We start from the raw sequence: 24079 nt of genomic DNA, 5'->3' as shown, positions 1-24079 counted from the left end.
GATCAAAAGTTGGATCGTCAAGCCCAGTGACATGCTTAAGGGAGGAGAGATTGCGATCACCCAGACATCACCCGAGGCTGACTACATTTTTGACATGCTGTTGCTGTTGAACAAGCAGATTAGCTCCAAGTTTGAACGTTGTGCAGGAGTCAGTGCATCCAGATTACAGTTATTGTGCAAGTTGTATCAGGTGGATGAGATCAGCCAGACCTTGCTGCAAAAAGAGGTTGGCATCGACGGTGCAGCCGTAACCCGCCATTTGAAGCAGCTTGAAGCGACAGCCATAGTCACACGGCGCACCAAGCCGGAGGACAACAGGGTTACGCTGGTTAGTCTGACCGATTATGGACGTGAGCGTATTATTACTTTTAGACAGGAACGCTCGCAGTTTGTGACCCGGTTGCTCCAAAGCTTCGACGAGGCCCAGCGGCACCAGCTAGCCGATATGCTGCAAGTTATGAATGGTCATATGTCCGATATGGACTGACCCCAATTACATTACACCCATAGGGTAAACAAGGAGAGATTTAAAATGAGTAATACGAACACATCCAATATTGTTAAAACCAATGATTTTAAAGAAATCGCACTGGGCCGTCGTTCTGTGAAAGTATACGATCCGTCCGTGAAGATTAGCCGCGAGGAAATGACAGAGATTTTGACCGAAGCGACACGCGCTCCATCTTCCATCAACCTGCAGCCTTGGCGCTTCCTCGTCATTGACAGCCCGGAAGGTAAAGCAACGTTGGCACCCCTCGCGAGCTTTAATCAACGCCAAGTAGAGACTTCTTCGGCAGTTATTGCCGTGTTCGGGGATTTGAACAACTTTGATAATTTCGAGCAAATTTTCGGAGAAGCTGTTGAATTGGGCTATATGTCAAAAGATGTTAAAGAAATGCAACAGGAACAAGTAGGAGCCCATTTTGCGAAACTGGACCCAGCAATTAACAGGGAAACAGTTTTGATCGACGGTGGTCTGGTTTCCATGCAGTTGATGCTGGTGGCACGCGCTCACGGTTACGATACGAATCCAATCGGTGGATACGACAAGAGCAGAATCGCTGAAGCCTTTGGTCTTGAAAAAGATCGTTATGTGCCTGTGATGCTCATTTCCATGGGTAAAGGAATTAACAATGGTCATCCATCGACTCGTTTGCCCATTGATCAAATTGCACAGTGGAAGTAAAAGAAACGAGTTATTATCTATTCGCAATATAAAAAAACAGGCGGACAAAGGAATGTTCCTTTGCTTCGCCTGTTTTTTGCTGTCGTATCACTATATTAGCTTTCCGATGTATTGGCAGGTTCAGTAGCGTCAGGCAGAGGGCTATGAAGTCGCTTGGGCCATGTAATCCGGTGGGTAGTATGGCTAAGCTCCTCATAAAATAACAGGTCTTTCCTGAACAGACGTATAACCAGATGGAAAAAGAACCACCCGTTAATGACCAACAGTATCAGGCTGATCAGAACACTCGCCCATGGAGGGACTTGAGGCCAGAGCACGGGTCCACCCAGCACGTAATTCATCCCGAAATACAACCAGTACAAGAGGCCGTAGCGTTTTATGAGCTTCCACAGGGAAATCCGTTTTCCTGCCCCCGCAAGATGTATACGCACCAGCCATTTTCCCGGAGTGCGTCCATTCGTCAGGTAAGGAATCAGCATGAAGTATACTCCACTGGATACCCAGAAGGCGGCGGGCACTTGGAGGTATTCCATAACACCGAGCAGACCTGTCCATATGATAGAATCCACAAAAAAGGCTACACCCCGTCTGGTATAGGACACCCGCTTGGTAGTGATGTCCAAATGCTTGTCCAGATGCTCCAGACGCGGGAGAAAACGCGAAAACCATTCGCCTAAAAGAAAGCCAAGCATGCCGCCCAATGTATTTGCCATCAGATCGTCCACATCGAACACACGATACGCATGGTCAAAAAATCCGTATAGTCCTGTTAGCTGCGTCATTTCAAAGAAGAGGGACAGGCCAAAGGACAGGATCAGACACCATCCCCACCGCGCACGGAAATAATAACGTAAGAACATACCGAAAGGCACAGTCATAAGAACGTTAAAAACGACCTGGAGAAAAGCGCGTTCCTTCAGCAAATGCAGATAGCTGGAGGGTTGGGAGGGAGAGACGGAAGTCTCCCTGATAATGTCGTGAATGAACTGCAAGGGCATTAGCTGCAATGCGCCTCCGGTTAATGCCGTATTATGACGCGATGCCGGAAGCGGCAAAATCACCAGAAAGAAAGCATTCATTAAGTATAAAAGCAACAGGTAAAGCAGCAATGCTCTCGTTTTATGGATATAACCATGCCTGCGGTACTGTACGATCAGAAAAGGTAGCGTAAACAGCAACGCGGCAAAGGGAAAGGCGAGAAAGGCATAAGAAACAGGAAACAGATACGCTTGAATCATGAGCTGTTTACGCCTGCTTTCCCCGGAACTTCACCAAAGACCAGATGATCAGGAACGCCATGAAAGCCACGCACACGCTAATGCTGATGCGATTTTGCGGGTCAAGCAAGAACAGGAATGCAATTACCCATAGGCATCCCACCGTAACCGCCGTCACATAAGGGAATCCCCATATTTTGAAGCTTGGCTCCACCGGATAAGATTTACGCAGCTTCAACTGGGACAGACAAATACAGCTCCAGACGAGCAAAACGACAAAGCCCGGTACGGCCATCAGAATACGGAACAGTCCGTCCTGATCAATATAAGCGACCATCGAACCGACAATCAGGATCACGGCACACCATTTGAGACTGTTCACCGGAACCCCATTCGAGGATACCCGCGCGAGTGATTTAGGACCTTCTCCGTTGACTGCCAGCGAATGCAACATACGTGTAGCCCCGTAAATCCCTGAATTGGCGGCAGACAGTACGGCGGTGATCAAGATAAAGTTCATGACATGGGCCGAGCCTTGGAGTCCTGCCGAAGACAGCACCTGTACGAATGGACTGGTATTTTCATCCAGTTGATTCCAGGGAATCAAGCCGCAAATGATAAGAATCGGCAGCGTATAAAACAATACAACGCGAAAAATAAAGCTTTTAACCACCTTCGGAAGTACCTTTTCCGGATTTTCTGTTTCTGTTAACGTCAGACCAATCAGCTCCGACCCTCCGTAGGAGAAGGTAACCACCAGCAGCGCCGAGAAAATAGCCAGCCAGCCATTGGGGAGAAATCCGCCGTGCTGGACGTAATTGCTCAGATAAGGAGGGGTTTCAGTTGGGATAATGCCGAACAGGATACACCCACCCAATGCAATAAAGATGATAATCATGGCAATCTTAATACCCGCAAGCCAAAATTCAAGCTCCCCGAAACCGCCGACACTCAGCATGTTGACCACAATAATGAAGGCCGCACTCGCTAAACTGAGTACCCATAAGGGAACGTCTGGCAACCAGTATTGCAGGAAGCTTCCCGCTGCGATGACCTCAATGACACAGACGGCCAGCCACATGAAGCAATACAACCAGCCGATGATAAAGGACAGTCGTTCTCCAAAAGCTTTGCGAATAAAATCCTTCATATTCATGTTGGGGTAGACGGTAGCCATCTCGGCAATTGCGCCCATAACGACCAAGAGCAGAAGCCCCGCGAAGATATAAGATAGAATGACCCCAGGCCCCGCCAGGCTGATCGTTTCGGTACTTCCTTTAAAAATACCGGTCCCGATGACTCCACCCATAGCCATAAAGGTAATATGCCTAGGGAGCAGTTTTTTGTGCAAAGTGGCTTCATTTGATTTCAATCTGAAATCCTCCTTCATAAAGTCAATAGCTTCAGCATAGCCCAAACAGGGTTGCTTCAATTAGGTTTATACTACATGAAAATATCCAATTAGGAAATGAAAGAAATAGGAATTGGCAAGGAGTTAACCATATATAATTCTACTATGACTAAAATGGGGGGAATAACCTGAAGAGAAATGTGTTGAAGAGCAGTTAAGAGGCAGAATGATGGCGCTGACGATTGCTCTATCTGCGGTCATTCTGCCTTTATTGTTCTGCTCGGCGGATATTTAAGTGATCATGTAGGAGTATCGCATTGCGGTGACGGATTAGCTCCGCAATATTCCTTTAGCCCGCACTTGCTTGAGCCAACCAGGAAACTCATTCAGCAGACGGTCGTACAATTCTGCGTCTGTCACGGAGTCAATGTCATCTAAGGCAAAGAAATCTGCATTATCCACTACGCGACCGCGCAGATTATCCAACTTTTGAAGGACTCCGAAATCAGCATGACCAAGACCAACAAATTGCCAGAAAATCGGAGTTTTCGAGCACTTGATCAGCAACTTTGATATTTTTTTTGTTTCATATACGCCACCGTCACTGAAAAAGATAATGTAGGTCGGGATTGTTTCATTTGGTACCTCTTTTGTATATTTTAAAATGATATCCTCTATCACTTCAGGCTCATTGTTACCAAATCCTATATTTCCGTATCCGATTTCTGGGAAATTTCGTTTTACGTAATTCTCGTAATCCCGTTCCGTGACGCTTGGAGCGCGTTTGGCTTTGTTCGCAAAAAACCATACGTCCATTTCACCGTCATCATCCATGCAGGCCGATACAGCCAGAACACGTTCGAAGGCTTTTTGCACGGTTCCCTTAGAGTACAGTTTCGCCATGGAAGCAGAAGCGTCTAATACAACCGCTACTCGTGCTTTTTCACGGTCTATCTGCTTCTTTTGGAGTGAAATTTGAACCTTCTGTTTAAGCAGATTAATTCTTCCATTCACAGGAGAAGGCTCCTTCACGCCGGCTTGATCAGCGGACGGTGCTGCTGGCGATTCCGTTTCCTCTACGGTGACACCATGAGCCTCGGCAAGCGGTTTCAGTCCTCCATTGAAACCGCGTCCAACTGCGCGGAGCTTGAAGCCAGATGTATGACGATATATTTCAGCGAATACGAGAGACGTTTCTTCGGTGGCCTCGGTAATACTATAGGCGATATGTACCTGCATTCCTTGAACGGTCAATGTGCAGCCAACCACATTGGCAAAAGTACCTGGACCGTCCAGTGTGGCGGAAAATACACATTTTTCCACTCTAGTTCGTTCCAGTTCTTTGAGCGCTATAGTAAACTCAGTGGTTTTGTCATTCGGGCGCTGTAACCGTACATGGCCATGCGGGTCAGCGGGTTGATTGTAAAAAATGAAATAGTCATCTGAGGAAACCTTTCCGTTTGTTCCTACCATAAAACAGCTAACATCCAGTTCGGCTGGCGCATGCTCCCATGTAATTTTTACCCGCACTATCTCTTCTGTGCCTAAAGGAGCATTAGCTCCTGTACTTAATACCATTTTTGAACCACTCATGCTGTCAAACCTCCTATGTATTTTAAATCTTGTATTTATACAAATTGTACCATGGAAATGATTTATTCGCCTTGTTTCGAGCAGGAATTCGAGCAGGCATATTTGTCTCATGGTAGACGAAGTAGAAGATGATATATAATGAGGTTGGTTTGGAAAAATAGTATGGTATTTATGAGCGGAGGCTTTGACAAGTGAAGCAGGATCGGAAAAAGCAGACAGGTTCCCACACCGGGACGGGCAAGGGGCATGAGGCTGAAGAGCTGAACAAGCTGTTATCCGTATGGCTCCATTCGTCGATCCGTGTCATGGATGTCCGGCACATTCGACTGGAGTCGGAAGAGCTGCTTCAACCGTATCGTCTTCCAGCGCATGCTTTTGTTTTTGTGCTACAGGGTAGCGTGCAATTGGCTGGTGATTGGAAGGATACAACATATTCAGGGTACGTACTGCATGGCAGCAAAGGCTTTGAACTGAATATGAAACCCTCGAAATGCGGGATAGAATATATCCTTGTACTATATAAAGCGACTTCTCTATCGGGACACACGGTGTATAATCATCCTTCGCTAGCTCATGGTTTTGTACCGCTCTATCCGGTTATACTGTATCAAAAGCTGCAACTACTGGAGCACGCATGGCAGGATCAAGAGGCGCTATCCAAGATACAGGCTCAGGGTCGGTTCTATGATTTTGCATATGAATGTATGCGGCAATTGCAGGAACCGAAGGCTCGGACTTCCGCGCGGGATATCGTGACACAGGCGATTCGATTTATGCAGGTCCATTATGCGGAGTCCATAACGCTGGAACGTTTGGCCGGATTGTTGGAATGCAGTCCGAGACATTTGACTCGGTTATTTAAAAAACAAACGGATTGTAGCCCGATTATGTACTTGATTCAGCTGCGAATGGACAAGGCTAAGGAGCTTTTGCGGAAGACGGATGCTACTTTGCAGGATATCGCTGTCAGTGTGGGGTACCCGGATGTCTATTTCTTTAGCCGGGCATTCAAAAAATATACGGGTGTATCCCCGGTTCATTACCGGGACAGCCTATATTCATCTGCTTTTGTGAGAGATACCAGTCTGGATAATCCATTAAGCATGTCCGAATGTTCCATTGATTCGATAAGTGGCGCCCTGCATACTGTTATTGAGGATAATAATCATTATCAAAATCATGATGAAGGGATTTTACGAATGAATAGAAACGCAAAGCATTCCATGGCATTTATTTTATTGCTTAGTTTTACCCTCCTGCTCAGCGCGTGCTCAGGCACATCCAGTCCTACGGGAACGGATGGCGTTCCGCAAGGGACCAATAATACATCAGCGGAACCAACATCACAGGAAAGGGTGCTGAAGGATGCACTTGGACATGAGGTGAAGGTTCCGGCTCAGCCTCAGCGTGTGATCGCTTCTTATCTGGAGGATCATCTGGTTGCGCTGGGTGTTAAACCCGTAGCCCAATGGTCGGTAGGTAAAAATTCAGTTCAAGGTTACCTGCAAAAAGAACTGAAGGACGTTCCTACCATCGCTTCGGATCTTCCGTTTGAGGCGGTTCTGAACTTCAAGCCTGATTTAATCATTATGGACAGTGCGAGCATGGTGGAAGGCGACAAATATAATCAATACTCTAAAATTGCTCCAACCTACGTGGTAGGCAGTGATATGAACAATGATTGGCGTCAAGAGCTGCTGACCGTGGGTGAGGTGCTGAATAAGAGCAGTGAAGCGAAGCAGGCATTGAGCAACTACGACAAAAAAGCAGCAGAAGCTAAAGCCAAGCTGAGTCAGACGGTGGGACAAAAAACTGCGGCGGCATTGTGGGTAACGGATAAAAATGTGTATGTCGTAAACCAGAATCTATCCAGCGGTGATGTATTGTATAAGGATTTGGGATTCAAGATTCCACAAGTCGTACAGGAGATTTCCAAAACGGCTAAGGCGAACTGGAGTAATTTATCGCTTGAGAAGCTGGCCGAGCTGGATGCGGATTATATCTTTATCGTGAACAGTAAAAACGTAAGTAAAGAAGATATTGTAAAAGATCCTGTATGGGCGGGAATTCCAGCCGTTAAAGAAGGCCATGTATACGATTTTGGTAAGGATTCTAGCTGGTTGTATACAGGTACAATTGCAAACAGCCAAATGATTGACGATGTTCTGAAAAATGTAACTCAGTAATCCAAATGTTAATCAAAAAACGCTACTCATCTTGACGACAGCATGTCGCAGGAAGGAGAGCGTTTTTTTATAAAAAGATGCCTGCATAGAGCAGACATCTGAGTATGCTTCTTTTTAGATTAAGATTGCGGAGATACGAGGATTTTAACCTGATTTTTCTCTTTCAGCAGAGCTTCAAAACCGTGTTCAATCACTTCATCGAGCTTAATACGTTTGGTAACCAGCTTGTCCGCAGGGAAATACCCTTTTTCCATCAGGCTGATGACAGCCGGGAACACATCACGGTAACCGATAATACCGGTCATATTGCGCTCTTTCATAACGATGTTGTTAGGCTTGATTGGAGCTTCTTTTTCAAAAATGCTGACGATCATAATTTGTCCGCTAATTTTGGTGGACTCGATCGCTTGAGTCAGTACAGGAGGTACTCCAGTGACTTCATAGGCTACATCTACGCCGCCGTTAGTCCGTTTGTGCAGCTCTTGCACAACATCATAAGCTTTAGGATCAATAACGATAGCACCCAGCTCTTCAGCTTTAGCTTTACGTTCCTCCGAAAGCTCTACTGCATAAATCTCAGATGCGCCCGAAGCTTTCAAAGCTTCAATAACCAGCAATCCGATAGGACCGGCGCCAAATACTACGGCTTTGTCGCCGACTTTCAGTTGGCTTTGACGGACAGCATACAAAGCAACGGCCGAAGGCTCTACCAATGCGCCTTGCTCGAAAGATACGCTTTCTGGAATTTTGTGAACCATGTGCTCGTCTGCTGCGACATATTCAGAAAATCCACCGCCGCCGCCTGCCAGGCCGAGGAAGCCCATTTTATCGCAAAGATTATATTTGCCTTGTTTACATGCATCACATTCTCCACATGCAAAAATCGGTTCTACGACCACACGGTCGCCAACCTGAATCTTGGTTACACCTTCGCCGATTTCGACCACTTGTCCAGAGAATTCATGTCCCATGACGACAGGAGCCTTTTCACCAGTTAATGGATGATGAGCATCCTGGGGAATGAAGATCGGTCCTGCCACATATTCATGCAGATCACTTCCGCAAATGCCGCACCATTCTACTTTGATTTTTACTTTTCCAGCCAGAGCAGCGGGCTGCTCAATGGTTTCCAATCGTAAGTCCTTTACTCCATGCCATCTCAATGCTTGCATGTCTGTCATCTCCTTGACGAATATATGATCATGTATTGTTATAAAACCAAATGAATTAGGAAACGTTTCCGAAATTAATATGTCACAATTTTTACACATTGTCAAACCAATTTCATACAAAAAGCACTTGATTTTTTTGTGAATATAATCACTTGTGACTACGGTGCTATATTTGGCTCGTTACTTTATACAAAGAGATTTTGCGAATTTTTTAGGTGAAGCAGAGACAAGAAGAAAACGACTTCAATTTTTAGACACTCATTCTGTGGTATAATATTAATATTGAGACTTTATTGTGGAAAGTCAGAAAACGATTCCGTTCTTGAAAGGATTTTGGGCGTGACAGATCAGAAAAAAGTGACTATAGAGGATGTAGCCAAGCGGGCGGGGGTCGGTATTGCGACTGTCTCCAGAGCTATTAATGATAGTGAGGGCATCAGCCCAAGGACGAAAGCCTTAATTTTGCAAGTGATTGAAGAGATGGGGTTTTCACCCAACACCTCGGCGCAGAGTCTAAAGGTACGTCAGACACACCAAATTGCGCTGGCCGTACCGGATATCCGTAACGCGATTATTCCCGAGATCGCTTGGTCCGTAGAGCAGGCCGCCAAGCAGCATGGTTACCGTGTCGTGCAAATCAATACCGCCGGGAATGCCAGAATGGAGCTTGAAACGGTTCGTGAAGTTAAGAAGCTGCATGTAGACGGGCTCATCATTATGCCGCTGGCGTATCCCAAAATGTTGGTAGATCTGATTAACAAAGCCAGCGTTCCCGTGTCCATTATTAACTATGGCAAGAAGCTGGGCGAAGATGTTAAAGCGGATATCGTCAGTCTGGCCCGACAAGAGGGAAGACTCGTGATGGAGCATTTGCTTAAAATCGGGAGAACAAGAATTGCTTATGCAGGCGCTGCGAAGGACAAAATCGAGGAGAGATACTTCGCTTATGAGCAGTCTCTCCAGCATGTGGACCCTTCACTCGTTTATTTTGGCGATGATTTCTCCTTTGAGACCGGGCTGCGTGCAGCCGATTACTTTTACAGCTTGAAACATATGCCGGATGCTATTTATGCGGTTAACGATATGGTGGCAATAGGGATCGTCAATCGATTTAAGGATTTGGGCGTAAAAGTGCCGGATGAGGTTGCTGTAGTCGGTATTGATAACAATCTGTGGGCTACGGTAACGACCCCTCAGATTAGCTCAGTTTCTATAATGGGGGAAGAGGTGGCTCGGTTGGCTGCGGAACTGCTGCTCAAGCGGATTCAGGAACAGACACCTGGGGATTATGAGCGTGTGCAATTTGAGCCTCGTCTGATCGTGAGGGAATCGAGCGTCTCCGTGATCCGTAAGCCTACGGTTGGACGTGACGCGTAGAAGTCTAGATGGAATCTTCCTATCGTTATAACGATGGATGAACGGTCGCAGGCGTAGTAGGCTATGGGTGGATTTTGGGCAATCATAACTACCATTGTTTGTTCGGACAGGAGAGTGAATTCATGTCAAAAGGTAGCGTGTTCGTTTCTGTAGCTTGTACTGCACTATTGCTGGCTGTAACCGTAGGGTGTACAACCAATCCGGTGGAAAAGCATACTGACGCTGCGCCGCCTGGAGCAAGTGCCGGGAAGCCCAAGCCAAGTGCAGCCAATACGCAGCATACCCGGCAAAGCAAAGAGGAGCTGGTGCTGTCCTTTTATAAGGATTCCTCCCTCAGTGATGAAGCGAAAGTACATCACATTACGGACCATTTGGCAGGTATCCAATGGGGGAAGCTGAACAAAATCAGTGAACATCTAAGCCTGGAAATCATCGAATATCTGTATAGGCAGCGCGCTTTTATTCCATCGGAAAGTTTTCCAAATGTGATCCGAGCTTCTGAAGGATTGGATGGAGCTTTAAGCGAAAGCTATGCTGGTCTTATGGGAGATTTGTTTACAAGAGACAGAACTGCGATGACTCGAGCATTGGCAAATATGGACAAAACCAACCGCACACAAGGTATAGGAAGCATCGGGTATGCTCTCAGCTATAGAGAACTAAAGGAAGTCAAGAAAGAGATTCAACAATGGCAGGCAGGACAAAAGCTTACTACGGCAGAGAAGGATGTCATTCGAGCCTTGTTCGTCAAGCTGGATAATCCGTATTGACGCTGAATGAGTGATGACCACGTGCATAGAAGTATATAAAATGACAGCTACTTCTCTTACCTGAGAAGCAGCTTTTTTGTGCTGTTTTTACATTCTGCCATTATGATTGGGATAAGAGTTAAGTAGGATCAGTAGTTCATCTAACAACTGGTTCAAATAGTCGGGTGATCTTGATCCATGCGCAAGCGCTTGATATCACTAATGGGAGGCAGGCCGAACAAGCGGGCGTATTCGCGGCTGAATTGTGAGGGACTCTCGTAACCTACCTGAAAACCGACATTTGCCGCATCCGCTGATTCGGATAACAACAGGCGGCGGGACTCTTGTAGACGTAATTGTTTTTGATATTGCATTGAGCTCATAGCCGTAACCTCTTTAAAATGACGATGTAGTGACGAAGGACTCATATTCGCTAGTTTGGACAATTCCTCAATACGTAACGGCTTATCATAATCCTGCTTAATCCGCTTTATGACTTCTGCAATCCGGTTTGAATGGCTGCCGGTCATGACCAGTTGTTTTAAGGATTCCCCCTGATTACCCTGTAAAATCCTATACAGTATCTCCGATTATGAAAAAGCAAGGATTTGGTCAGTTTATCAATATCGCCTCTATTGGCGCGTATAGTGTAACCCCGACTGCAGCGGTGTATTGCGCTACGAAGTATGCGGTTCGGGCGATTTCTGAAGGATTGCGTTTGGAGGTGGGTGGAGATATTCGTGTGACGCTGATATCACCGGGAGTAACCGAATCCGAGCTTGCCGACAGTATTTCTGATGAAGAGGCCCGGAAGGGAATGAAAGAGTACCGTCGTATTTCGATTTCGCCTGATGCCATTGCCCGCTCCATTCTGTATGCCATGGAGCAGCCAGCGGATGTAGATGTTAATGAAATTATTGTCAGACCCACGGCAAGTCCGAATTAACGCCATGGCTTCCATGATTCCCCCTCTCTACTCAGATCATTTTTCCCTCCATCCTTTATGGATGGGGGATTATTTATAGGATGAGAAAGACCATCATTCACACCACAGAGTGTAAAAAAGCTGTACCTTTATAATAAACGGGTTTACTTTTACAAATGTTTGTGATAACTTTATTTCGACAAACATCGAAATTAAGACTGGAACAGAAGGGAGCCGAACAGGGTGAAAGATACGACGGAGATGCAGCAAGCTGTAAAAATATATAAAGCACTTGGAGAACCGACTCGTCTCAAAATAGCACTTTTGTTAAAAGAGGAAAGCCACCAATGCTGCTCCGTGCTGGGGGAGAAGCTGAACAGTGTAGCTATTTCAACGCTATCGCATCACCTGAAGCAAATGGCAGAGTCTGGGCTACTGACGTACCGTAAAGAGGGGACGTTTATTTATTACAGCTTGGATGTGGAAGCAGCGAAGAAATATGCCCCGTTCCTGATGACATAAATTTTTTTAGTCTTAATTTCGATATTTGTAAAAATATAAAAATACTAAAAGAAAAGAGGCGTTATTTAAAAATGCAGAGTACGTGGAAAGTGTATATTTTGGCCATTGTTAGTTTTTTGGTAGGCACATCCGAATACATTATCTCAGGCATTTTGGATCAGATTGCGACAACCATGGGGATTACGGTGTCCGCAGCGGGCCAGCTGATTACAGTCTTTTCTCTTGCTTACGCGATAGGCACGCCGATTCTGATGGCAGTAACCGCTAAATGGGACAGACGCAAGCTGCTCTTGAGTTCCCTCGGATTATTTGCAGTAGCCAATGTCCTCTCCTATGTTCTGCCAGGTTTTGGAATGTTTATCGCCGCACGTATTCTTATGGCCCTCGGGGCGGGGATGGTCGTGGTTACAGCACTGAGCATTGCTGCGAAAATTGCCCCAGCCGGCAAGCAGGCCAGTTCTATTGCTACGGTTACTATGGGTTTTACAGCCTCGCTGATTATTGGGGTGCCGCTTGGGAGAATGATATCTTCTGCATATGGCTGGAAAACCGTATTTCTCGGTATCGCTTTGACAGGAATTATTGCCCTAATTGTTATTGCTATGACGATTCCCCGCTTGAAAGGAGATCGACCTGTCCCCTTACTACAACAGTTTGCTCTTCTGAAAAAGCCTGAAGTTGCTTTGGGATTAGGCATTACCTTCTTTTGGCTAGGAGGTTATTCACTCGCGTATACTTACATCTCACCGTATTTGCTGAATGTATCAGGTGTAGGAGAGGATATGCTAAGCTCAGTATTGCTCGCCTTCGGAATTGCCAGTCTAATCGGGTCAAAAATTGGTGGGTACAGTGCGGATAAAAAGGGTATATCCTTTACATTATTAGGGGGTATGGTGTTGCACGGTATTTCCTTACTCTTACTTCCTTTTGCCGCTCATTCCCTGATCGCAGTATTTGCTTTATTGATCCTTTGGTCGTTCGCAGCCTGGACAACTGGACCTACTCAACAATATAATCTGGTCACACTTGTGCCTGAATCTTCCGGTGTGATGCTGAGTCTCAATCAGTCTACAATGCAGCTTGCTATGGCAGCCGGAGCCGGAATTGGCGGTGTAGTTGTTGGTCAGGTTTCGCTGTCTTCCATCACCTGGTTTGGAGCAGCAGGGGTCGGTATAGCTATTGTGGCTACGTATTTACTTACACGAAGATCCTCAGTTCAAACACAAGTGGGTGTTACGGAGTAGGTTTATAGATAAGTGAAGAGGGGGCCCAGCGATGGAGGTGACATTGCGGGCCTTCTTTAATTTAAACGAGCAGTAATTCCTCCTGTAGTAGGACGACTATTCAAACGCAATATCAGTGATTTTGCCGCCTTCCGTAAAACCAATATTTTTATAAACTTGATTGGAAACCGAATTTTTTAAATCTGCATATAGCATGGGTACTAAATGCTTATTTTTCAAAATGGAACATAGCTCGGATACCATTGCGCTGGCAAAACCTTTCTTTCGCAAATTTGGTGGAGTATACACAGCATTAATGCGAGCATGTCTCGGCGAGCGGTGAGCAATATTAGCCATAGATACAGGCATGTTATTTACAATCCAAAGATACATATTTCCTGTCCCGATGGTCTTCTCTGCAACGGATATTTGACTAACCGGGTCAACAGAACTGCCTAAAGCCTCTTCTGAAAAACCAGCTAGAAACTGGGCAACTAACTGTACGTCCTTTGGGATGGATTGTCGGATAATTCCCTCAACGCCGGAGGGCTTTTTGGATTTAGGGCAGAAATAAGATTCCATGACCATGTGGGTATGTACCTGAGCAGCGTGACGTTGTGCGTAAGCATTTGCGAACTTCTCGACTGTTTCGGCATCACCACATACACCTGATAGGGTGGTTCCTTTTAAATAACACGTTTTGAGGCATGTCGACCCTTCTGACTCACAAATTCGATGGATCAAATTGTATCGAACTTCATCAGCCAAAAATTGATTTTGATTTAATATATCGTCGTTTGGGACTAGTAGCTCAATCATGACTCTGCCTCCTAAAAATGAGTTATGACCTAAACAAAAGTAGAAATCTATGCAGATTCAGTTTTTATATCTACTAGGATTTAAACTTCCGCGCTATAAGCTTCTTATTTTTTTGTCGCCAAATCCATTTTTCGATAAAGTTTTTTTCTTTTCTTTCCTGAAGTGTTTCCTTCATACCCTTAATAAGAAATTCGGATCTTCGCTTGTCGTTTCTGCTAATTTCCCGTAGTTCCTCAATAAATTTATCGTCCATGTCCGCATCTCCGTTAGTTCAGGATTTTCCAAATTGCTAAGCTAGATTATACAGAACATATGTTCCTTTTTCAAGTCTGCGTCTACTCTACTCAATCACACAACCATTTTTAAATGGGTGCTGCGAGGCCCGCGCCAATCGGATGGGGAAGCATAATAAGCTAGAATAGAAAGGAGGAGTTACAATATGACTGACAAAGCATATGTATCTCAAACGTATCCCCGTCTGACAGTCTACAACGAAGAAAACTTTCGGGGTTCCAGCAGAGTATTCAGAGGAAACCTAGGTATTCGCAACACTGATAACATTCTTGACGGCATCGAAAGCCTGCGTTTCTTTTCTACAAGCAGCGATGCTACACTTGTTCTCTTTACCGGCACGCGGTTTAGAGGTAATTTCCGTGTGTATAGAGGCAATCGTCGCATCGCCGACCTGGATGATCTGATTCGCGGGAATGATGTGGAATCTATTATCTCTACCAATCAACGTTTGACGTTGCAGCAAATCCGTAATATCCGCAGTAGCGGTAGACTTCCATCTGGCTATCGAATCATCTAACGTCCCCTACTTTTATGAGTGCACCTTCTACAAGACTGTTTCAGAAGCTTGCAAGTTTGGGGCTTCTGGAGCAGTCTTTGTATAATTAAACTGGGAAATATGAGTAATACTTTAAAAGTAAAGCAAAAGAATGGACAAGTCAATGTTTTACATTCGCGCAAGGGTACAGTACAACGCCCGATTCGTAAAGAACCTGTAATAGAGGATTAAGTGAGATCAGGTATAATGAATACATAAATTATGAATTTCAAATCTTGATGCATTTTGTTGCCTTTTACAGGAGGAACCTATGAGTCTTACAAAGTTAAATTATTTTGTGTCCGTTGCTGAGCTTTCAAGCTTTACCCAAGCGGCCAAAAAACATTATATATCTCAAACCGCAATCAGTCAGCAGATCGCTTCTTTGGAGAAAGAACTTAATATAAAGCTGTTTGATCGTACCATAAATCCCATTCAACTGACCGAAGCCGGACAAGTTTTTTATAAAGACGTCAAAACGATGTTGAGCCAATATCAAAATGCCATTCAAAAAGCGCAGCATACCTATAAAAATCAAAATCGCATCCTTACAGTAGGATATTCCAGTTTTTTTGAAATTCAGCTCATTTCGGATATTGTTGTAAAATTTCAAGAATTGCACCCGGAGGTCGAAATTACATTTATCAAGAAAAATATTGACGACCTGTTGAGTGCCTTGGGTAATGGAACCTGTGATGTTGCATTCGCTACGGATTACGCCTTTGATGAGAATAACAAAAAAATCAAACAGTATCCGATATTTAAAGGCAGCATGCTCTTGGGCGTGGGGAAAAAGCATCCAAAAGTGAATCAGAAAACGATTGATTCCAAAGAGCTTCAGCATGAAAAAATTATTTTTCTGAGTGAAGAACCTTCCTCTCTGGCTTTGAAAGGGATGATTGAAAATTGCCGTGCTGACGGCTATGAGCCTTGTATTATTGAGAAGGTTTCTACGCTGGAAACGCTGATTTTACTGGTAGAATTGCATAGAGGAGTTGCCTTTTTCCCCAACGTGCCTCAAGTTACCCAGGATGACAGAATCTCGTATCTATCCATTACGAACTCCCCGCATCATTTTCAAATCGTGGTGGGATATCCGTCCAAATCTCTGAACACGTTAACGGAAAGCTTCCTATCGTATGTGAAAGAGACCATTGTATAGCAGATTGGCAGATACGTGACGCCTCATAAGTTTAACTTATGAGGCATAATTATTTTATGTTATGCCTAGGTGGAGCTTTAATTTAAAATCAAGATGACAAGTCGAGACTAGATTTGTGAAAATAATTACTAATAGACTGAGAACAAAACAAAGGAGCTGTTGGACATGGCGAATGTACAGGGAAAAACTATTATTACAGGTGTAGATGGACAATTCGGAAGCAGCGTGGCTAAAGGGATTCTCAAAACGGTAGCACCTGAAAGTCTCATTTTCACAAGCCCTAGTCCGGAGAATTTGGAACAATATAGAAAATTAGGTGTGGATGTCAGAAAAGCAGACTTTAATAGCGTGGAATCTATTAAAGACGCTTTTGAAGGCGGGGAGCAGTTTTTCCTGGTTTCGATGCCGATTATTGGAGAGAAACGGGTACAAATGCACAAAAATGCGGTAGATGGCGCAGTAGCGGCGGGCGTGAAGAAAATCGTGTACACGTCCTTTTTGGGTGCAGGGGATGATGAAAACCCAGCTCTGGTTACCGTAGACCATCGTATTACCGAAAAATATGTTCAACAATCCGGCTTGAAATGGAATTTTATGCGTGACAGTCAATATTTTGAATCGTTGCTTCGCTACGGATTGCCGGATGCCCTGAATAAGGGTGAATGGATTTTCAATTATGGAGAAGGAAAATGCGCGTTTATTTCCCGTGAGGATTGTGCCAAAACGGCTGTTGCACTACTACTCGGCAAGGGTGAAGATAATACGACCTATGATGTTACAGGACCTGAACTGCTTTCAGCCGATGATATTGTGCGCATCACTACTGAGATCACAGGTAGACCGCTTCGTTTTGTAAATAAGACGGATGATGAAATGTATGCACTGTGGGATAGTCTCGGCGTACCGAGAAACACAGATCAAGGAATGAAAAATTCACCGATTCCTTGGTGCAGTGATGATATGGTGACTGGCGGACGCGCTCTTCGTGAAGGTCTGATGGCAGTGCTCAGCGATGATGTAGAAAAATTGACTGGCGAAAAGCGCAAAACCATTCGTGAAATGATACAAGAAGCTTATGATCACGGTGAATTGTAATTATAATAGTTAAGGCATATGAAATTGAACAGAGGCCCCTTTCGAGGAGCTTCTGTTTTTTATACTGCGAAAAAGTACATTTAAAACGTTTGGCATATTTCATTAAAATTAAATTTAATTTTTAATATAGCCTTGAAAGAAAGGAAAGCTATTATATTTTATGAATTGGTCTACCAAGTTTCCTTTTTTCTGGAGTATGGTAATGCGCATTGTTGCTTTGATAGCAGGCTTAGTGAATCCCTATCTTGATGTAAAATGGAAGATCGTTGTATTTGTTCTGGTTTGTGTAGTAGGTATTTTGGATTCAGGTTCAGAGATTCGGCCAAAGTGGCTTAATGCCTCAGTCGCTTTTATTTTAGGTCTGCTTGTAAGCTATATCGTATATCCTTTTTTTAAATAGCTTTATCAACCTAAAGAGTAATATCACAGACCATAAGTGCAAGAATGAGGACGAAACAAATATAGCCTCTTGATAAAATGAGTTACATCACATATCAGGAGGCTATATTTATGAACAAAATCCAGCACTTTCATGCACTTCACACATCAGAGGAACTTTTATTTTTAGGGAACGCCTGGGATTTGCTATCTGCGGTGGCTCTGGAGAAAGCAGGCTTTAAGGCGATCGGTACGACGAGTTGGGGAATTGCCAACACGCTTGGATTTTCAGATGGAGAGCTTATTGATTTTGACCAGCATGTAAGCATTATTCGGACTATTACTGAGCATGTTCAGATTCCAGTGTCGGCAGATATTGAAGCAGGATATGGGGAGGACACGGCAACGATTGTTGAGCATATTTTAAGGGTAGCCGATGTGGGAGTTGCAGGGATTAATATTGAGGATTCTTTGAAAACGCAAAAGGGGCTTCGAGAAGTGGGCCTGCACAGTAGCCTGTTGTCCAAAATAAGAGCAACCTTGGATGCTCGTGGGTTTAAAGAGTTTTTTATAAACGCAAGAACGGATACATATTTGCAGATGGATACCCCACTTTCAGAGACCATAGAGCGGGCCAAAGCGTATGTGGATAGTGGTGCGAGCGGAATTTTTGTTCCAGGATTAAAGAGTGATGAAGAGATCAGGGAAGTTGTGTTTCATATACATGCTCCGCTTAATATTTTATCCTTGCCGGGTCTGACGAATGTCCACCAGCTTCAGCAGTTAGGAGTTAAACGGTTTAGCTTTGGAAATGCATTTTCTGATAAGATAATAGTTGCTTTGCAAAAGAACGCCGAACAGTTGATAGAGCTTCAAGATACATCACATTTATATAGATGAGGATGAACTATAGAAAGGACAGAATATTCGATCATGGCTAACCTTAGTCTTTCTTTTGAAGAAATGTGGGAGAAAATAATAGCGTGTGATCGTAAATATGACGGGTTGTTTTTTACCGCTGTGAAAACAACCCGAATATATTGCCGACCTTCCTGTCGATCCAAAAAGCCGAAAAAAATAAATGTTGAGTTTTACTTTGATCTGGACACAGTGGAAAAGGCGGGTTTTCGTGCTTGCAAAAGATGCCAGCCCCATACAGACCATTCGCCGTATATCAGGCTTGTGCAGAATGTGGTTACCTTCTTGGTCAATCATTACAAGGAAAAACTTGTATTGCAGGATATTGCGGATCATGTCGGAATAAGCTCTTTTTATTTGGATCGGATCTTTAAACAGGAAACCTCCGAAACCCCGCGTACGTATTTGGAAAAAATAAGAGTGGATAAGGCAGCCTATCTTCTAAAAAGTACAGATCTTACGAATCTTGAGATTTGTTATGAGACGGGCTTCCAAAGTCCTTCGAATTTCTATAAGGCATTTCGCAGTTTGAACCAATGTTCTCCCAGTGAGTACAGGAAGCTGAATAAGGAGTAGTTCAAGGAGGTTGTTATCCATTTATGAGCAAGCAATATGTATTGAATTATGTATCGCCGATTGGAGAGATAGAAATACAGGGCACAAATGAGGCTGTATATTCTATTATGTTCTCTGATCGGGATGTGCCAGTAACCAGAATTAAGGAAGATGCTCGACCCCAGGTTTTAGAGGAATGTGCGAGTCAGCTTGACGAGTATTTTAAAGGTGAGCGCCATGAGTTTACGTTTTCCTATGCCTTTGAAGGTACAGACTTTCAGCAAAGGGTATGGAATGCACTGATGACCGTAGGCTATGGTGAAACGTCAGCTTATAAAGACATTGCCCTCGCCATTGGAAATGAAAAAGCCATTCGAGCCGTAGGCAGTGCTAATGGCAAAAATAAGCTGAGCATTGTGATCCCATGTCACCGAATTATTGGTTCAAATCAGAAACTAACCGGCTATGCAGGGGGCCTATGGAGAAAAGAATGGTTGCTCCAGCATGAGAAGCGTTTTCAGAGATGATAAGGAGGATTTATGGATGAGAGGCATATATTTGAAAGAGTTTAAGCCAGAGAGCTGGGCCAACATGGTTCAGATCTATCAGGAGCGATATGATCAGGTAGATCCGGCTATAAGAGCAAAAGTGGCCGAAAGTAAAATTCCAAAGGAGATTCAGATTGTGCTGCTGCCCGATATGGGCGAATATTTGCTGACTTGGATGGACCGAAAAGTCCCCGCACTCGGCAACGATACACCGTCGGATTATTTGAAAAGCGAAGAAGGGACTAAAGCTTTGAAGGCGGCCATATTGCGTATGCCACGTTAAACAAACCGACCGAAGGAGATACATATGAACAGAGCGCGAATGATGGCTACGATGAATAGAATCGCGTCTGATTTTGAAGGCTTATGCTCTCAAATTTACAGTTAAAAGGCGCACCCATTCCGGGGACGCCTTTTTTATCATATAACATTTGATGAAATGGACAATCATGAATTTAGGTTGCGGCAAGCTCGCTTTCTGTCACCCATTTGTGGTTTTTAACAGGCTCTCCCCCGGTAGTCGGCGTGTAATCAACCATGTACACTGTTGTTGGCGTTGCTGTATCAATGGTGGCCTTTGTCCCCTTCATTCCTTTCATATGATCAGCCGTCAATGTAACCTCAGTGCCCGGTGAATACGGATCGCTGCCCGCATCTTGAATTTCTTCTTGAATGACCCATTTGTGATCGGTGACTTTCTCCCCGCCTGTCGTAGGAGTATATGAAACCGTATAAGCAGTGGTGGTATAAGCGCCCGTTATGGTGGCTGTTGCGCCATCCATACCTGGCATGTGATCCGCTTTAATTATGGCCTGACTGCCTACTTTGAAGGTCGGGTTATCAGCTGTTTTTAATCCGTCAGGAACTTCATTGGAAGCGGAATGGTTCATGTCGCTTGCAGTATGTTGCTGACTGTTGCTTGCTGTATGTTCTGGTTCTGTAGTGCTTTCGTTACCGCATCCACTCAACATAAGTATGGCAGCAGCGCCAACGAGTAAAGCCCAATGTTTCTTCATCGTCTACAACTCCTTTAATGTTTTTTTTACCCACTCTAACAATATACCCTAGTGGGGTATATTGCAAACGATAATAAATGACGAAAGTGAGGACAGCGTCCTTCAATTATTTCACTCTTGGAACATATAAAAGCTGAACTCAAAAAAAGGTACTTTTTAAGTTCAGCTTTTATAGTAATCAATGCAATGCTTATGATCATATCTGTGATCGTATTGCTGGCAGCAGGCATCGTTGCGGCGGTGGAATATTTACAACCAGAACGACATTTGCTGCAAGTGCTGGCGAATGCCATGTTTGAATATTGGGTTCCCTCTATCACTTTGCTCAGTGTTGTATTCGTGGGTGTGATCGTTCTTGCCATCTTTAGAAATGTTTATGCCAGACGATTACATACGCACGTGCTAGATCGGGCCTGACAGGCCATTTTCAATCATGTGGACAAATGAGGACAGAGAGCAACTGTAGGAGATTGGCATAATAGCTGAAGGAGTGGCAGCAATGAATGACTGGGAATCGGGAATCATTCAGGTCGATGGTGAGCGTGCTATTTACTCATCTTTAACGGAAGATCAGTTGTTAGAGACCGCTTGGTATTCGAAATATTTTCATTCTGTAAGGAAGCTAGGGAATGACTATATTTGGTATCATTTTGATCAGGTTCCTTTGCTGTATCGGCACTTTTTTGTGTCTGTATGCTTTAAGGATACAAGCCTAATTGTCGTGGAGATTTCGCTCCAGGGCGATGAATTTCCAACTTCGTGGGATAATTGGTCTGAGGAAGGGGAGAGAAAGCGGCAAAGGGAGCATGATCGTTTGTTACAGCAACATTTGTCCGTAAAGCCAAGTTATCGACAGACGAAGCCTTACCCCTACACAGAATACGAATTGAATTGGGGGAAAATATATTCCTATTTCGATTCCAGATCAGGAAATACGGCAATTGCGTTAAAATATAGAGACGAATAGCGATCTTACATAGAGCACACCAGAACTCTGCTCTTTATGTTGGTTGGTGGGGATGTTTGGACGCATAAGGGAGATGTGTTATGGATAAAAAGGCAAAGAAAATACTTATGAACACCTTCTGGTCTTCCGCCGGCTGGAAACAGCACCAGGGCCCTTTTTCCGGTGAGGATTTTGAATATGCGAAAAGTAAGGGGTTGATGTTCGATCCGATTACCATTACACATGACGAGATTATAAACAGGCTACATGAGCTACACCAGCAAAAGGTTACAAAAGAGCGAGTGGCAGCAGCGTTTTTGCACAGTCTTTCCACCAAAAAGGTTCATTTACGAAGCGCCTTGTCGAGCTGGGCATTAACCGCTGGGCTTCCTTTGCACACCTATGGGGAGCGGCCTGTCGTCCTGCCCAATTACAGTAGCTGTGGGGATTGTAATTTTAATAAAATGATGTCCGATAAGGAATACGTCAATGAAGATTTGAATGTACTGAATTTTGAACGAATCAAATGGGGCGGTATTCGTCTGAATCACCTTCTTTATTGCTGGATGGACCTTGAATTGTTCAGTCAAGAAGAGGATGTTCAGGTTTCCGATGAGGATCTGGCTATACTTCATAACATGCTCGAAGCTGTTCAGAACTGTGATGCTCAAAGCAGTGCACGTCAATTGGAAAAGCGCTGGAAGGATGTGTTTCCATCCAGCAAAAACGAGCGTGATGTAGTCATGGAGGTGTGGGGATATGCCGGACTGCTAGTCCCACAGGACACGCCTCGGAAGCGACAGAACGGCAATCATGATTTTTATTCCGTAGCAGCTTGGCAAGGAGATGACGGATACTCGCAGGAGGTGTTGGACTATTTCTTCGGTACATTTTTATAGAGAAAGTGAATCGTTACGCCACATCTTGATCATGACGGTTCCTCAAACAACAAACGTTCTTCTTCCCGACTATGAATGGCATTGACAACCAGAAGCGCGTGGAACTGCTGAAGAACTTCAGGCGTAAGCCCTTCTTCACGGATCCCGGCTTTGAGCTCTTTTACAATGATTCGGAGCAGATCATGATCCCGTGTAAGTTTGACGACAGCCTCCTGCAGCTCCGGTTTTTTCTCGACCATTTCCTGATAGAATCCTTCCTCTTCTGCATCAGCATGGCTGAGAATGCGGGTTTCCCAATATTCGATCAAGTGGTCGGCAGCCTGGCGCGCCACCTTGAATTCTTTTGCTTCGAGTAATTCCTCTACTTCTCTCGTCTTATCTAGAGCGCCAGATAGCCCGCCTTGATGAATGGCATGATGAGCATGCAGTTGACGTAAAGAAGGTCCTCCCATAACAGTTCATCCTTTCTTTGTTCCCTTTTTTAGTACAGTATAGCATAAGAAAATAGCGCTATTTTTCCGGTTAGGATATTCCCCCCTAAGGAAAAGGGAACTCCCTAATTGGTTCAATTTCATATAATACTTAGAATGAAGTTAGAAGATAAAACTTAATCTTGGGGGAATGGTTGATGAATCGATTAACCGAAATAACAGACATACAAAAGATTGTGAAAAAAGGATCAAGGGTTTGAAGGGGATGAGCAGATACATACCCAATCAACATGGAGCCTGGGCCATGCTCATTCTTCCATTTTTATTCGGTTTAGCTGCTTCTCGAGGGGAACTCATTCATATACCGCTATTTGTGTGCTGGTTTTTTATCTACTTATTCAGTTTTCCTGTCCTCCAATGGATCAAGACAGGCAGCAGTGAAAGATACCGCAAACCCGCCGTTGTATACGGAGTGATATTACTTCCTTTGTTAATTTCACTGATATGGTTTGAGCCTGCCTTGATCTGGTATGGAGTTCTTCTATTGCTTTTTTTTATGGCTAATATTTATTTTGCAAAAACGAAAAATGAACGTGCTTTACTCAATGACATTGTTGCAATTCTACTCTTTTGTTCTTTTATATACCCCGTTATTTATATGGGGGGAGGAGAGGATTGGAGAGTAGCAACAGAGTTATTCTTGCTTTTGGTGCTTTACTTTATCGGAACTGCTTTCTATGTCAAAACGATCATTCGTGAAAGAAAAAATATACGTTACCATTATGCTTCCGTCATCTATCATGTGGTGATTTTGTTGTTTGCTACTTGGTTAAAGTTACCTCTGTTTGTTCCCTTTTTGATTTTTTTGATACGAGCCATATGGCTTCCTAAACTCGGATTAAAGGCAAAACAAGTTGGCATGGCGGAAATTGGATTTTCAATGATGCTCTATGTTTTTGTGTTGTTTTTATACTTCTAAAAG

At 44.2% G+C, this 24079-nt stretch carries 26 protein-coding genes and 2 pseudogenes; 20 read left to right on the top strand and 8 right to left on the bottom strand.

The genetic code is table 11. The features are described from left to right. Positions 1-94 precede the first annotated feature (94 nt). A complete protein-coding gene (locus L696_RS0106095) occupies positions 95-487 on the top strand; it encodes a MarR family winged helix-turn-helix transcriptional regulator (RefSeq protein ID WP_025682856.1) in 393 nt (130 codons plus the stop codon). A gap of 45 nt (positions 488-532) precedes the next feature. Next, positions 533-1186, top strand: a complete 654-nt coding sequence (locus L696_RS0106090; RefSeq protein WP_049827290.1) for a nitroreductase family protein — start codon at positions 533-535, stop codon at positions 1184-1186. A gap of 95 nt (positions 1187-1281) precedes the next feature. Here the strand turns inward: L696_RS0106090 and L696_RS0106085 are convergent, their stop codons facing one another. The 3 genes from L696_RS0106085 to L696_RS0106075 all read right to left on the bottom strand — a co-directional run bounded on the left by L696_RS0106085 (position 1282) and on the right by L696_RS0106075 (position 5347). Beyond that, positions 1282-2424 carry a VanZ family protein gene (locus L696_RS0106085; protein ID WP_025682854.1) on the bottom strand — a complete coding sequence of 381 codons (1143 nt, stop codon included), beginning with the start codon at positions 2422-2424 and terminating at the stop codon, positions 1282-1284. A 7-nt stretch (positions 2425-2431) separates the two neighbouring features. Beyond that, on the bottom strand, positions 2432-3775 hold the full coding sequence (locus L696_RS0106080) for an amino acid permease (protein WP_025682853.1): 1344 nt from the start codon (positions 3773-3775) through the stop codon (positions 2432-2434). 309 nt (positions 3776-4084) lie between these two features. Next, entirely contained in the window at positions 4085-5347 is a 1263-nt protein-coding gene (locus tag L696_RS0106075) for a VWA domain-containing protein (RefSeq protein WP_025682852.1), read from the bottom strand. Positions 5348-5538: 191 nt separating this feature from the next. Between L696_RS0106075 and L696_RS29255 the strand changes: the two genes are divergently transcribed. Further along, positions 5539-7533 (top strand): AraC family transcriptional regulator, encoded by a 1995-nt coding sequence (locus L696_RS29255; RefSeq protein WP_081750690.1) that lies wholly within the window; start codon positions 5539-5541, stop codon positions 7531-7533. 119 nt (positions 7534-7652) lie between these two features. On the opposite strand, the gene L696_RS0106065 is transcribed toward L696_RS29255, so the two are convergent. Beyond that, a complete protein-coding gene (locus L696_RS0106065; protein WP_025682850.1) occupies positions 7653-8705 on the bottom strand; it encodes a 2,3-butanediol dehydrogenase in 1053 nt (350 codons plus the stop codon). Positions 8706-9044: 339 nt separating this feature from the next. Here L696_RS0106065 and L696_RS0106060 point away from each other — a divergent pair, with 339 nt between their 5' ends. Both L696_RS0106060 and L696_RS0106055 read left to right on the top strand, forming a co-directional pair. After that, the gene (locus L696_RS0106060) at positions 9045-10082 is read left to right on the top strand and encodes a LacI family DNA-binding transcriptional regulator (protein WP_025682849.1); all 1038 of its coding nucleotides are present in this window, start codon (positions 9045-9047) and stop codon (positions 10080-10082) included. 122 nt (positions 10083-10204) lie between these two features. Further along, positions 10205-10852, top strand: coding sequence for a hypothetical protein (locus L696_RS0106055; RefSeq protein ID WP_025682848.1), 648 nt, complete (start codon positions 10205-10207; stop codon positions 10850-10852). A 152-nt stretch (positions 10853-11004) separates the two neighbouring features. On the opposite strand, the pseudogene L696_RS0106050 reads toward L696_RS0106055, so the two are convergent. Next, a pseudogene (locus L696_RS0106050) lies at positions 11005-11418 on the bottom strand (helix-turn-helix domain-containing protein); the annotation flags it as partial. On the opposite strand from L696_RS0106050, the pseudogene L696_RS0106045 reads away from it, so the two are divergent. From L696_RS0106045 to L696_RS0106035, 3 genes and pseudogenes are all read left to right on the top strand, one after another. Continuing rightward, positions 11418-11777, top strand: a pseudogene (locus L696_RS0106045) (SDR family oxidoreductase); the annotation flags it as partial. The pseudogenes L696_RS0106050 and L696_RS0106045 sit on opposite strands and share 1 nt — an antisense overlap. Before the next feature lie 222 nt (positions 11778-11999). Continuing rightward, positions 12000-12278, top strand: coding sequence for an ArsR/SmtB family transcription factor (locus L696_RS0106040; RefSeq protein WP_025682845.1), 279 nt, complete (start codon positions 12000-12002; stop codon positions 12276-12278). Positions 12279-12349: 71 nt separating this feature from the next. Next, on the top strand, positions 12350-13522 hold the full coding sequence (locus L696_RS0106035; protein WP_025682844.1) for an MFS transporter: 1173 nt from the start codon (positions 12350-12352) through the stop codon (positions 13520-13522). Between the two features lie 96 nt (positions 13523-13618). On the opposite strand, the gene L696_RS0106030 is transcribed toward L696_RS0106035, so the two are convergent. Then, positions 13619-14320, bottom strand: a complete 702-nt coding sequence (locus L696_RS0106030) for a GNAT family N-acetyltransferase (protein ID WP_025682843.1) — start codon at positions 14318-14320, stop codon at positions 13619-13621. Positions 14321-14759: 439 nt separating this feature from the next. Between L696_RS0106030 and L696_RS0106020 the strand changes: the two genes are divergently transcribed. The 8 genes from L696_RS0106020 to L696_RS0105985 all read left to right on the top strand — a co-directional run bounded on the left by L696_RS0106020 (position 14760) and on the right by L696_RS0105985 (position 20088). Next, positions 14760-15131, top strand: coding sequence for a hypothetical protein (locus L696_RS0106020; protein ID WP_025682841.1), 372 nt, complete (start codon positions 14760-14762; stop codon positions 15129-15131). Between the two features lie 289 nt (positions 15132-15420). Next, positions 15421-16311, top strand: a complete 891-nt coding sequence (locus L696_RS0106015) for a LysR family transcriptional regulator (protein WP_025682840.1) — start codon at positions 15421-15423, stop codon at positions 16309-16311. A gap of 165 nt (positions 16312-16476) precedes the next feature. Then, positions 16477-17406, top strand: coding sequence for an SDR family oxidoreductase (locus L696_RS0106010; RefSeq protein WP_025682839.1), 930 nt, complete (start codon positions 16477-16479; stop codon positions 17404-17406). Positions 17407-17608: 202 nt separating this feature from the next. Then, complete coding sequence (locus L696_RS0106005) at positions 17609-17806, top strand: hypothetical protein (RefSeq protein ID WP_245233301.1); 198 nt, start codon at positions 17609-17611, stop codon at positions 17804-17806. 110 nt (positions 17807-17916) lie between these two features. Continuing rightward, complete coding sequence (locus L696_RS0106000) at positions 17917-18684, top strand: isocitrate lyase/PEP mutase family protein (RefSeq protein WP_025682837.1); 768 nt, start codon at positions 17917-17919, stop codon at positions 18682-18684. A 33-nt stretch (positions 18685-18717) separates the two neighbouring features. After that, positions 18718-19278 carry a bifunctional transcriptional activator/DNA repair enzyme AdaA gene (locus L696_RS0105995; RefSeq protein WP_025682836.1) on the top strand — a complete coding sequence of 187 codons (561 nt, stop codon included), beginning with the start codon at positions 18718-18720 and terminating at the stop codon, positions 19276-19278. Positions 19279-19301: 23 nt separating this feature from the next. Continuing rightward, the gene (locus L696_RS0105990; RefSeq protein WP_049827289.1) at positions 19302-19784 is read left to right on the top strand and encodes a methylated-DNA--[protein]-cysteine S-methyltransferase; all 483 of its coding nucleotides are present in this window, start codon (positions 19302-19304) and stop codon (positions 19782-19784) included. 16 nt (positions 19785-19800) lie between these two features. After that, complete coding sequence (locus L696_RS0105985) at positions 19801-20088, top strand: antitoxin Xre/MbcA/ParS toxin-binding domain-containing protein (protein WP_025682835.1); 288 nt, start codon at positions 19801-19803, stop codon at positions 20086-20088. Between the two features lie 172 nt (positions 20089-20260). On the opposite strand, the gene L696_RS0105980 is transcribed toward L696_RS0105985, so the two are convergent. Beyond that, complete coding sequence (locus L696_RS0105980; protein WP_025682834.1) at positions 20261-20821, bottom strand: YdhK family protein; 561 nt, start codon at positions 20819-20821, stop codon at positions 20261-20263. Between the two features lie 204 nt (positions 20822-21025). On the opposite strand from L696_RS0105980, the gene L696_RS0105975 reads away from it, so the two are divergent. From L696_RS0105975 to L696_RS0105965, 3 genes are all read left to right on the top strand, one after another. After that, positions 21026-21238 carry a DUF6097 family protein gene (locus L696_RS0105975; RefSeq protein ID WP_245233300.1) on the top strand — a complete coding sequence of 71 codons (213 nt, stop codon included), beginning with the start codon at positions 21026-21028 and terminating at the stop codon, positions 21236-21238. An 82-nt stretch (positions 21239-21320) separates the two neighbouring features. Next, positions 21321-21788, top strand: a complete 468-nt coding sequence (locus L696_RS0105970; protein ID WP_025682833.1) for a hypothetical protein — start codon at positions 21321-21323, stop codon at positions 21786-21788. A gap of 80 nt (positions 21789-21868) precedes the next feature. Then, positions 21869-22666 carry a hypothetical protein gene (locus L696_RS0105965; RefSeq protein ID WP_025682832.1) on the top strand — a complete coding sequence of 266 codons (798 nt, stop codon included), beginning with the start codon at positions 21869-21871 and terminating at the stop codon, positions 22664-22666. 29 nt (positions 22667-22695) lie between these two features. Here L696_RS0105965 and L696_RS0105960 read toward each other — a convergent pair whose 3' ends face one another. Continuing rightward, positions 22696-23118 carry a hemerythrin domain-containing protein gene (locus tag L696_RS0105960; RefSeq protein WP_025682831.1) on the bottom strand — a complete coding sequence of 141 codons (423 nt, stop codon included), beginning with the start codon at positions 23116-23118 and terminating at the stop codon, positions 22696-22698. Between the two features lie 169 nt (positions 23119-23287). Here L696_RS0105960 and L696_RS0105955 point away from each other — a divergent pair, with 169 nt between their 5' ends. Next, positions 23288-24076: a YwiC-like family protein gene (locus L696_RS0105955; RefSeq protein ID WP_049827288.1), complete on the top strand. Its 789-nt coding sequence runs from the start codon at positions 23288-23290 to the stop codon at positions 24074-24076. Positions 24077-24079 lie beyond the last annotated feature (3 nt).

This window comes from Paenibacillus maysiensis (assembly GCF_000520815.1).
Lineage (GTDB): Bacteria > Bacillota > Bacilli > Paenibacillales > Paenibacillaceae > Paenibacillus > Paenibacillus maysiensis.
Note: the sequence above shows the minus strand (reverse complement) of the source record. Positions and strands in the feature narration are given on the sequence as shown.